This window comes from Bradyrhizobium manausense, from assembly GCF_001440035.1.
Lineage (GTDB): Bacteria > Pseudomonadota > Alphaproteobacteria > Rhizobiales > Xanthobacteraceae > Bradyrhizobium > Bradyrhizobium manausense.
Genome location: NZ_LJYG01000030.1, coordinates 3,467 through 14,223, shown reverse-complemented (window position 1 = coordinate 14,223; position 10,757 = coordinate 3,467). Strand labels below are relative to the sequence as shown.

Annotated in this window: 11 protein-coding genes; 8 read left to right on the top strand and 3 right to left on the bottom strand. The window is 61.3% G+C overall.

Translation table 11 applies throughout. The annotated features are described in order from the left end of the window. From AOQ71_RS47325 to AOQ71_RS06730, 3 genes are all read left to right on the top strand, one after another. A partial coding sequence (locus tag AOQ71_RS47325; protein WP_245316755.1) for a c-type cytochrome occupies nucleotides 1-353 on the top strand: 353 nt, incomplete at its 5' end. A gap of 153 nt (nucleotides 354-506) precedes the next feature. After that, nucleotides 507-1,193: a response regulator gene (locus AOQ71_RS06735; RefSeq protein ID WP_057743473.1), complete on the top strand. Its 687-nt coding sequence runs from the start codon at nucleotides 507-509 to the stop codon at nucleotides 1,191-1,193. Between the two features lie 136 nt (nucleotides 1,194-1,329). Beyond that, nucleotides 1,330-2,025, top strand: coding sequence for a response regulator (locus AOQ71_RS06730; protein ID WP_057743471.1), 696 nt, complete (start codon nucleotides 1,330-1,332; stop codon nucleotides 2,023-2,025). Between the two features lie 78 nt (nucleotides 2,026-2,103). Here AOQ71_RS06730 and AOQ71_RS06725 read toward each other — a convergent pair whose 3' ends face one another. Both AOQ71_RS06725 and AOQ71_RS06720 read right to left on the bottom strand, forming a co-directional pair. Further along, complete coding sequence (locus tag AOQ71_RS06725; RefSeq protein WP_205668204.1) at nucleotides 2,104-2,694, bottom strand: acyl-homoserine-lactone synthase; 591 nt, start codon at nucleotides 2,692-2,694, stop codon at nucleotides 2,104-2,106. Between the two features lie 176 nt (nucleotides 2,695-2,870). Beyond that, nucleotides 2,871-3,293 (bottom strand): hypothetical protein, encoded by a 423-nt coding sequence (locus AOQ71_RS06720; protein ID WP_057743612.1) that lies wholly within the window; start codon nucleotides 3,291-3,293, stop codon nucleotides 2,871-2,873. Between the two features lie 464 nt (nucleotides 3,294-3,757). On the opposite strand from AOQ71_RS06720, the gene AOQ71_RS06715 reads away from it, so the two are divergent. The 5 genes from AOQ71_RS06715 (at nucleotide 3,758) to AOQ71_RS06695 (ending at nucleotide 9,279) form a co-directional block, all read left to right on the top strand. Beyond that, nucleotides 3,758-4,732, top strand: a complete 975-nt coding sequence (locus tag AOQ71_RS06715) for a tetratricopeptide repeat protein (RefSeq protein WP_057743468.1) — start codon at nucleotides 3,758-3,760, stop codon at nucleotides 4,730-4,732. Next, on the top strand, nucleotides 4,729-7,122 hold the full coding sequence (locus tag AOQ71_RS06710) for a TonB-dependent receptor (protein ID WP_057743464.1): 2,394 nt from the start codon (nucleotides 4,729-4,731) through the stop codon (nucleotides 7,120-7,122). Before AOQ71_RS06715 ends, AOQ71_RS06710 begins: the two co-directional genes overlap by 4 nt. A gap of 5 nt (nucleotides 7,123-7,127) precedes the next feature. Next, nucleotides 7,128-7,811 carry a Fe2+-dependent dioxygenase gene (locus AOQ71_RS06705; RefSeq protein WP_057743460.1) on the top strand — a complete coding sequence of 228 codons (684 nt, stop codon included), beginning with the start codon at nucleotides 7,128-7,130 and terminating at the stop codon, nucleotides 7,809-7,811. A 65-nt stretch (nucleotides 7,812-7,876) separates the two neighbouring features. Continuing rightward, a complete protein-coding gene (locus AOQ71_RS06700) occupies nucleotides 7,877-8,335 on the top strand; it encodes a hypothetical protein (protein ID WP_063958202.1) in 459 nt (152 codons plus the stop codon). A gap of 62 nt (nucleotides 8,336-8,397) precedes the next feature. Continuing rightward, nucleotides 8,398-9,279, top strand: a complete 882-nt coding sequence (locus AOQ71_RS06695) for an AraC family transcriptional regulator (protein ID WP_205668203.1) — start codon at nucleotides 8,398-8,400, stop codon at nucleotides 9,277-9,279. Between the two features lie 139 nt (nucleotides 9,280-9,418). On the opposite strand, the gene AOQ71_RS06690 is transcribed toward AOQ71_RS06695, so the two are convergent. Next, nucleotides 9,419-10,757 (bottom strand): hybrid sensor histidine kinase/response regulator (locus AOQ71_RS06690; protein ID WP_057743450.1); only part of this gene is annotated, 1,339 nt, incomplete at its 5' end.

Genomic DNA, 10,757 nt, shown 5'->3' with positions numbered 1-10,757 from the left:
CAGGCGGAGCCCGGACCTCAGTTCAAGTGACCGAGATTGCCAAGGTCGCCGCGACCGAGGTCAAGGGCGATGCGGCTGCGCCCGCCGCCGAGGCCGTCGGTGCGGGCAAGGAAATCTTCAATGGAACTTGCGCGCATTGTCACGGTCCCGATGCGATCCAGAGCGAGCGAAAGATCGACCTGCGGCTGCTCCGTCACCGCTACGGCGACGACATGCGCGAAACATACTGGACGACCGTGCATGAGGGACGCCCGAGCAAGGGCATGCCGGCCTGGAAGGAGGTCTTCACCGATGACCAGTTCGACAACATTTATTCCTTCCTGCTCACGGTCCAGTCCGAATCCGACGACTGAACGCTCTTGACCAGACGCGATCGGGAGGATGTGCTAGCTTCCGTCCGGCATCATCCAGGCGCCGGACGGGTGCCGCATCAATGTGTCGCTTCCACTCTCGCGGTGGATGCCTGTGCGGCGCGATCTCATGCGGGCGAGTCTTGGGAAGGCGCCATGACCAGCTTCCTGATCATCGACGATCATCCGCTGTTTCGCGAAGCGCTCGGCAATGCGGTGCGGCTGGCGTTGCCGGAGGCGCGGATCTTCGAGGCGATGTCGATCGAGGATGCGCTGCATATCCTGCTCGCCGAGCGGGGCATCGACCTCGCTCTGCTCGATCTGTCGCTGCCGGATGCGACGGGCTTTTCCGGCTTTCTGCGTTTGCGCGAGGCCTATCCGCGCCTGCCCGTCGCCATCGTGTCGAGCGAGGAGGATCAGCACATCGTTCGCGAGGCGTTGGCGCTGGGAGCGGCCGGCTATCTGCCGAAATCGACCTCGAAGCGAGAGCTCGCGCAATCGATCGAGGGCGTGCTCAGCGGGTCGGTGTCGGTGCCGAAGGATTTCGTGGCGGCGCCGCGGCTGCGTCGGGCCGATGCCAGCAAGGCGCTCGAGGTCAAGTTGCGCGAGCTCACGCCGCAGCAGCTTCGCGTGCTTGATCTCCTGCGTCACGGCCTCCCGAACCGGCAGATCGCGCAGGAGCTTGCGCTCGCCGAATCGACGGTGAAGGCGCATATCACCGAGATCCTGCGCAAGCTCGGCCTGTTCAGCCGCAACAAGGCGGTCATCGAGATCGGCAAGATGGAGCTGCCCGATCCCAAGGGACGTCCTCATGCGCGCGTCGATCGCGGGAAGCCGCAATGACCTGCGGTGTCGTTCTTGACCTGGATCAATTCGCCCCGCCCCGTCTGAGTCATTCTCGACCCATTGAATTCAACGTCGGCCCCGGCGACGTCCCGGGCCGGATCTTCAGCAAGATTTTCAGAGTGGCTCAGGCGTGATGCGATTTCTGATTGTCGAAGACCATCCGTTGTTTTGCGAAGCGCTCGAAGGTGCGCTTCAGATGGTCGTGCCTGCGGCCGAGATCTTTCAGGCGACATCGATCGACGGTGCACTCGAGCTGTTGGCCTCGACGCCGGAGCTCGACCTCATCCTGCTCGATCTGTCGATACCGGGCACAACAGGCCTTTCGGGCATCATCCGCATCCGCAAGGCGTTTCCAAAAATTCCCGTCGTGATCGTGTCCGGGCACCAGGATCCCCAGATCATGTCCGGCGCCTTGTCGCTTGGCGTGTCCGGCTACATCCTCAAATCATCGTCCAAGCAGGATCTGTCGCAGTCGATCGGCGAGGTGCTGCGCGGCTCGGTCTGTGTGCCCGCTGCCTACCGCGCGCTGGTCCGCCCGCAGCGCGCCTCCGGTCCCGCGCAGGATCTGATCAAGCGCCTGCACGAGCTGACGCCGCAGCAATTGCGCGTGCTCGAAATGCTCAAGCGCGGCCTGCAGAACAAGCAGATCGCCTTTGAGCTGAAGATCTCGGAGACCACGGTGAAAGTCCATGTCTCCGACATCCTGCGCAAGCTCAACGTGCTCAGTCGCACCAAGGCCATCGTCGAAATGTCGAGGATCGATTTCGCGACCCTGGCAGCCGAGGGGACCGCGACGACGCGCGAGCGGGTCCGGCCGGATCAGCCGTGACGGGATTGTCTGCCGCCCTGTCGCGCCGGGGTGGTCTCCTAGCGCAAGGCAACCGCGCGCGACGAGAGGAGCAACCGGTCACCGCACATTCGCGTGGCGGTGCATGCGCTCGAGAGCTTCGCTTGATCCTTGCAGCAATCCAGGAACCAGTGTCGTCCCGCCAGAGGTCTGCGGTGATCCGAGACGCCGCATCGGCCAGCCGGCCCGGTTGAGACCGTGTTCCGTTCTGAGATCGGTCATCAACACGATCGATTGTGCATTCAGGTTCCACATCGTCTCAATCATTGCTGCGAACAGGACGTATGCTACGCGACTGAGTCCATTGTGATCGAAGTCTGAAGCACATTTGCTGGCTATGCAAAAGCGCGAGCTCTCCAGGATGGTGGGGCCGCTCGGGATCTGATTGGGCCCAAGACGTGTCGCGAACGTATCGCGCAGCATGGTCGGGCCGGTGGTTGGCAACAGTCGTACGCAGCCGACGAGGTCTTCTTCCGACATGGCGAGCAAGTAGGTCGGCTTGAGCATATCGTAGATGTCGAATTCGACATCGCCGCTGACTTGTGTGTCGTAATGGCGATTGGCGAGAACCCGACGCCGCAACTCGAACATCTTGGTCAGCAGATCAAGATGGTGCACAGCCAGCGTGTGATCGATAGCGACAGCGTACATAGACAATGATTCTCAACTATCCGCTCGGAAGAACAGAAAACGGAAGCGAGGCCTCCTGATGGCTGATGAGAGCGGGGCGCGGCGCTGAGCAACGTCGCTTTCGGGAGCAATCCCGGTCGAAGCGAGAGTTCAGAGGGCCTCCTCGTTCCATGACAACAGGTCGTCTGGAAAGATCTTCAGCCTGCCTCACCAGGTCGCCTGCTTGGAGAAGCGGACTTCAGCAGCGCTTGCGCCGTCTCCAGCGCCTCTGCCTCCGAAGCGGCGAGCAGCATCGGGTATCCCCAGAACTTCTCTGACACGATCTGGAAGGCTCTCATGCCGAGCCGCTTCGTCTTTGAGGGCTCAACATAGATCAGGGCTTTCACAAATTCGCGCAATCGCGGTTTGTGCTTCTTTGACCAGAGCGCAAGCCTTCTCTGCTCACCCGGATCGTGCTCGTGTTCGTCGATGTCGGCGTTCGCCCCTTGCCCTATGATGACAAAGGGCTGGCCGCGATCGAGCAGTGCTTCGAAGGCGGCGAAGGCCTCGTCAGCCGTTCCGGCCGAGCCCTGATCGTAAGACAGCCTTACAATCGGAAAAGTCGCGGTATTCAACAGCATCTTCACCCCTATCGATCAGGTTTGCGCAGCGTGGTTCAATTCGCGTGCGCATGACCAGATAGTTTGGATGATGCCTCAACTCATTCATCCAAGGCGCCAAAGCGTTACCCAAAACAGACAATCACTGCCACCGGCAACCAGGTCCTGCGTTGCCAGGTCTTGGTTACCGAGTCTTGGTTACCAGGTCTTGGTTACCAAGTCTTGGCGGCATTTTGGACGAATTCATTTTTGGACGAATTCTTGGCCGTTGGCCGAATTGAGCAATGGTCTGGCCGGATTGCACGATGCAGCGCCGCACCGGGCTGCTGTAGCCATTCCGTTAAACCACGGCCTGCGCGAAGCGAAGCACGATGCCAATCCACCCACAGCCCAGGGCTGTTCCCGAGCGCCTGTCCAAGAGGCCTCCAAATCCCTACGCCTCAGCGACCCTGCCCCAACCGCTCCTGCAAATTCGCGCGCAGCGTTTGACCAAGGCGCAGCTGCGCGACTTGCTCGTCAGCAATCCCCACGATGCGACGCAGTGGATCAAGGCAGCAGCCGAGGCCGATATCATTCCCGCGCAGATCGTGTGGGGCCAGTTGCTGCTCGATGGGACGCGGGTAGCGCGCGATCCGGCGGCTGCCTTCGTCTGGTTCGAGCGTGCCGCCCAATCCGGGGACCTCGACGGACAAAACATGGTTGGCCGGTGCTACGAACAAGGCTGGGGCGTCGAGCCAGATCCGAAGCTCGCGACGAAATTTTTCGAGCTCGCCGCAGCAGCCGGCCACGTCTGGGGGCAAGTCAATCTGGCGCAGATGCTGATGCGCGGCGGAAATCCGGCGGATCGGCCGCGGAGTTTCGAGCTCTTTCGGGCAGCAGCGGAAGGTGGCACCTCCAAGGCAAACCTGAAGGCAATGAATTCTCTCGCTCGATTCCTTGAAGAAGGCTGGGCCGTGCCGGCCAATCCGAGAGGCGCCCTGTATTGGTATAGCCGCGCAGCGGCGCTTGGCGATCACTGGGCTCAGTACAATCTGGCCACGATCCTGCATGCTGGCGGAGACCTCGCCGCTGCCGATGTTTGGCTGGAACGGGCGGTCTCCGGTAGCGATGACGGCTTTCGCCGGCGCATTGCGCCGCAGCTGCTGGCGCGCGGCGAACCTGCGTTACGCCGGCATGGCCTGGAGGCACTTAGGCGCATAGCAGCTTCCGGCAGTTCCGCTGACGTGCAGGCGTATGCCTCCGCGGCCAGCGAAGCTGCAGCCGCACCTTCTGACCTTGAAGGCGCCAGGAGGCTGTCTGAGCTGCCGGCAACCGATGGACGTCCGGATTGGCGGATTTGTCCCCAGGCGTCGATCGGCCGACGCCTTGCTGGCTATCTCGGCGACCGTATCGCAGCGATGTCACGCCGCATCGCAAGATTATCCAACTCAACATCATCCTGCTCGAAGGGGGCTCTGTGACCATCATCGAAACCTTGCGACCGGCACTTTCCGGAATTGGGGCAGCCGCGAGCCTTGCAAACGGCTTTCTATTCGTGACCGCCGCCAACGCGGAAGGCCAGAACAATCAACCGACGTCGGCGCCCGCGGACAAGGCGACTGCGCTCCCGCCGGTCGAGGTGGACGCTCCTGTCACCAAGCGGCGACGAGCGTCGAGCGCCGGCGCCAAGCCGGCCTCGAGACCTGTCTCGGCCAGCCATCCGAGCAAGCCGGCCGAACCGCGTCCGCAGGCTGCGTCCTCGGCTGTTTCGCCTGGGAATTCGCTGCAGCGGAGCACTGGTCTCAGCCGTCTTTCCGATTCTCTCCAAAGCACGCCGCAAACCGTCACGGTCATACCGCGCCTGGTAATCGAGCAGCAGCAGGCAGCCACCATCAATCAGGTGCTCCAATATGTGCCGGGAATCACCGTCGCCACCGGAGAAGGCGGCGGTGGCATCAACGGAGATCAGTTCCGCATCCGGGGTTTTGACGCCTCGGGCGACGTGTATGTCGACGGCTTACGCGATTTTGGTTCCTACGTGCGCGATAGTTTTGCAACCGAAAACGTATTGGTGCTGAAGGGGCCCTCGTCACAGAGCTTCGGCAATGGCACGACGGGCGGCGTCATCGAGATCGAGAGCAAGAAGGCCCATCTCGGCGACCAATCAACGTTCGAGGCCTCTGCCGGGATGGGCCCTTACGGACGTGGCATTCTGGACATCAACAAGCAGGTCAACGACACGACGGCGCTCAGATTCGTCGGCATGGGCAACGGCCAGGATATTGTCGATCGCGACCATGTCTATTCCAACCGTGGCGGTTTCCTCGGCTCGCTAGGACTTGGCCTCGGCACCGACCAATCCCTGATCTTCAACTATCTGCACCAGGACAGCGTTCAACGCCCCGATTTCGGTGTTCCGGTCGTCAGCGCGCCGGGCGTCGTCGGCAAGCCCGTGACGGAGTACGGAGTTCCCCGCTCGAACTATTTCGGCCGGGAAAGTGATCGCGACCACGCGACGGCCGACGTGGCAACCGCCCTCTACAAGGGCGAATTCGGCGATTGGCTCACGTTAACGAACGACACGCGTGTCGGTTACTACACTCGTGATCTGAAGTTTACGCCCGCGCTCTGCGCCTCTCCCGGCTTCCCTTTTCCAAGCAGCTGCGCAACGGACGTTCTCGCCGGAAACCTGGCGACACCTTACACAATCTGGTCCGTCGGCGGGACGAAGCAGGTCAGTCACGGCGGGGAAAACGTAACGACTGCCACGATGCGTTTCGACACCGGACCGTTCAGGCACAAGCTCGTCGCCGGCTTTGATGTCTATTCCCAACACGCGACGACGGGTTTTTACCTTCCTTCAGGCCCCGAGCCGGCAGGGACTCTTCTCGATCCCGTGTTTGCGAACTCGCCCGGCTTTGCACTGACGGTGTCGCCGGGCAATCAATTGTCGGCCACGAGCTGGGATATCGGCCCCTTTGTAAGCGACCGCATATGGCTGACGCCCATGCTTTCGATCCTTGCGGGTGTTCGATGGGATCACTATCGGGTCGAGGGCCAGGCAGGCGCGTCTCCGCTTGCGACGACGACCGAGTTCGCGAGCCCCAAAGCATCCCTGATCTTCGAGCCCACCTCGCATCAAAGTTACTACTTCAGCTATGCACGTTCATTCACGCCGCCGGGCAACAACATCACTTCGCTGAGTTCATCGCTCGGTCTGTCCCAGGCGCCAAACGCCGCAAACCTTCAGCCGGAAGCGGATACGACCTTCGAGGTCGGTGCGAAGTGGGGCCTGTTCGAGGATCGGCTCGGCGTGACGGCAGCATTGTTCCGCGTCGAGAAGAACAACGCTTCCTATACCGACCAGGCATCGGGGATACAGACGACCACCGACGACAAGGTGCAAGTCCAGGGAGTTGAGCTCGGATTGACCGGCAAGCTCACGGAGAACTGGGACATTCAGGCCTCCTATTCCTACATGGACAGCAAGATCATCGCCTCGTCGATCAGCCCGTTCACGCCCGTCTCGGCCGCAGGCAACCGGGTCCCGTTCGTGTCTCAGCATGGCCTGGCGATCTGGACCACCTACGACATCGCTCCCCTGCTGCCAAACGTGCCGGGTCACATGCTCGTCGGGGGCGGGCTCAATTATCGTTCGGACTATTACCTCAACAACCTCAATTCAATGGTGATCCCGGCAGCGACCACGATCGATGGGATGCTCTCCTACGATCCCAACGAGCGACACCATGTTGCGCTCAAGGTTACGAATCTCACGAACAAGCTGACCTACAGCTCGGCTTTCGGAAGCGGTTACGCGACTCCCGTTGCGGGCCGCAGCGTCACCCTCACCGCAGCAATCAGGTTCTGAAGAAAATGCTCATCGAAATCCCCCAACTGCTATCCGCCGAAGAGGTAACCTCGGTGCGCGACATCATCGAGGGAGCGGATTGGATCGACGGACGGGCAACGGCAGGTGAGCTGGCATCGCGCGCAAAGCGCAATGCTCAGGTCCCCGAGGACTCGCCTCAGGCTCGCCAAGCAGGCGACATTATCCTGAGAGCTCTCGGCCGGAATGCGCTGTTCAACAGTGCCGCTTTGCCCCTGCGCGTCCTGCCGCCCCTTTTCAATCGATACGACACCGGGATGTTCTTCGATGCCCATGTCGATGGCGCAGTGCGATCCTCGCCTGGACTCGGCACTCGCATGCGCGCCGACCTGTCTTCAACCCTCTTCCTCACGGCACCCGATGAATACGACGGTGGCGAGCTGATCATTGAAGACAGTTACGGCGTTCACGCCGTCAAGTTGGCGGCTGGGAGCATGGTCCTGTATCCGGCGGGGAGCCTGCATCGCGTGCGCGAGATCACCCGAGGTGCGCGCTTGTCATCATTCTTCTGGACCCAATCGATGATCAAGGACGAGGGGCTTCGCACGACGCTCTATGATCTCGACCGTGGCATTGTTGACTTGCGCAAATCCGTGTCCAGCGATGCACAAGGCATCCTCATGCTTACCGGTGTCTATCACAATCTTCTGAGACGATGGGCGGAGCTGTGATGTCGGCCGACCCTCTGCACGAACCCGGGATGCAAATCAAAATGTCGACTTCGAGGATTACGGCGATGACTGATCTGACGAATGAACTCGCCGCTCGATTTGCCCGTCAAAAGGTGGCGTTGCTGTGGTCGGTCTGTGGCCTCGGAAACACGATCTACGCGGTCATCCAAATCCTTACATGGGTCGACCATCAGATCGACAGCTCCGGCACGGCGCCGACGGCATTCGATGCGACGGCTCTCTGGTACTTTGGCGTCGCATGTTCGATATGGATCATTCCTGCTCTGCTTCCTCTCGTCACTGCGCGACGCGCCGCGATTCTTGGTTCGTTGCTGCTAGGTAGCTTTCTGATGGTCGCCAGCGTCGCAGGCGGCGTCTTCGATGGCATGCGTGACGGGCTTCATATAGCAGCGACAGCAATCATCGCTGTGGCTCTGCCCGGAGTTTATGCAGCTCATGCCTCCTGGCGGCTGCTGCGAGTTACGGAGGTGCCTGCAACTCTTGCCAAGGAATCCGATATCTGAACCAGCGCTTGGGCTGCCCCGCCAAAGCCGGTTTAGATTAGCTCAAAAAAGCCGCGTTTAGGATGGCCGCTCTCCTGTCGATTTGCGATGGTCGGCTTCGAACATCTCGGCAGGCAAGTCGCCGACACAAGATTTTGGAAGGCGGCGAGATGCTTCATCGCTTTGTTGACACCGACATCGACCGCGTAACCCGCGCCGTTGCACTCCGAAGCGGAATCCTGTCGAATGATTGGACCTATGATCGGCACCAGCATCGCAAATCTCAATTACTTTATTCCCAGCGCGGCATTCTTTGCTGCGAGACGGCCAATACCGTTTGGCTAGTACCGCCCGGATGCGCGTTATGGATCCCCGGTCAACTGGCGCACTCGGCCCGTGGCGCTGGTCTCGTCGAATGCCACTGCCTGTATATTGAACCGAGTGCCGCCAAGAGCCTGCCCAAGACGTGCTGCACGATCTCGATATCTCCCTTGATCCGGGAGCTGATCCTCAGAGTGGCCAAGCTTCCGGAGTGCTATCCGCTCGGAGGTCGCGAAGATCGACTGGTGATGACCTTGTTGGACGAGCTGTCCGATGCGCCGACCAGCAGCCTGAACCTGCCGATGCCAAGAGAGGCGCGCCTTCGGCGCCTCGCGGAGATGCTGATAGCCGATCCGAGCGCGAAGACCTCGTTCGCGAATTGGGCAAGTGCGCTTGGCATGAGCGAGCGCACCTTAAGCCGCCTGCTTCTCCAGGAAATCGGGATGAGTTTCGGACGCTGGCGACACCAGCTTCACGTCATCCTCGCAGTACAAAGAATCGCAAGCGGTGAAAGTGTAAAGACCGTCGCCCTGGAGCTCGGATACGAAAACGCCAGCAGTTTCGTCAATATGTTCAGGAAGACCCTGGGCAAACCTCCGGTTCGCTACCTGACCGAACATCGCGCAATTCTTGTCAGCGGCTGAACCGTGTAAATCCAAAAAGCCCTGGGCCCGTTCGGGGCAGTCATTTCGGCATTTTGTGCATCATGGCGCTGCTGGCGTGTAAAATATTACCGCTACTGTGCATGGGGTTGTTTTCGACATTTGCTTGGCCGGTGCGGCGCTAGCTCAGCAGGAACGACAGCAGCGCCCGCATCTCGGCGGGCTTGATCGGCTTCTTCAGCACTTCGAGGCCGTGCAGGCTCGCCTCCTTCGCGGCCTTTTCTGAGTAGTCGGCCGTGATGATCATCGCCGGCGTATCGAGCTTGAGATGCTCGCGGACGTCGGCGATGGCCGACAGGCCGCTCTCGCCGTGGTCGAGGTGGAGATCGGCGATCACAGCGTCCGGCGCACCGCCGAGTTCGCTGAGGCGCAGCAATGCGTCCGCGCCCGATCGTGTGGTGGCGACGTCACAGCCCCAGCCTTCGAGCAAGGCAGCCATCGCCTCCGAGCCCGACGGATCGTTTTCGATCAGAAGAATCTTGGCGCCTTCGAGCCCGCCATATTGCCGCTCCGCAAGCTTGGTTGCATGGGCCTCGTCGCCGACGTCAGTGCGTTCGGCCGGCTCCATCTCGACCGTGAAGGTCGAGCCCTGGCCGATCTGCGATGACAGGCGCACCTCGTGCCCGAGCACGGTCGCGAAACGGCGCACGATGGACAGGCCGAGTCCGAACCCGGCCTGATCGGTTGCGCTGGCATCGCCGCGCTGGAATTCGCGGAAGATCGCCTCCTGCTGGGCCTGCGGAATTCCAGGCCCGGTATCCGAGACCTCGACATAGACCCGATTTGCGCGATGCCCGCACTCCATGGTGACGCGGCCCACCCGCGTATAGCGGATCGCATTCGCGATCAGGTTCTGCAGGATCCGCCGCAGCATCATCGCATCCGAGGACACCGTGAGGTCCGTCGTGCCGATCTGCAAAGCCAGGCGCTGCCGCGCGGCGATCGGCTCGAATTCGTTGCGCAGCTGCTCGAACAGCGGTGCCAGCGCCAGCGGACGCACGTCGGGCTTGAGTGCGCCGGCATCGAGCTTGGCGATTTCGAGCAAAGAGCGGAGCAGGTCTTCCAGCGTCAGCAATGAGCGGTCGACCTGATCGATCAGCAGGCCGGCATCCTGCGATTCCACCATCTCCGTCAGCGCCGACAAGGTCAGCCGCGCCGCGTTCAACGGCTGCAGCAGATCGTGTGTGACTGAAATCAACACCGAGGATTTCAGCGAGCTCGCCGCCTCCGCCTGCTGCTTGGCGCGGAAGAGACCCTCATTGGCGCGCTCGACCGAATGCAGCGCCTCCCGTAACTGGTGCGTCCGGTCGCGAACCTTGTGGTCGAGCGCAATGGCGGTTTCGAACAGTGAAAAGGCGTTGAGCTGCTGGTCCATCGAGCGCTCGACACGCGACATCAGCGCGGCATTGATCTTCTTCAGCTTCGCGGTCTCGCGCCGCAGCTGCTCGACCGTCGCAGGG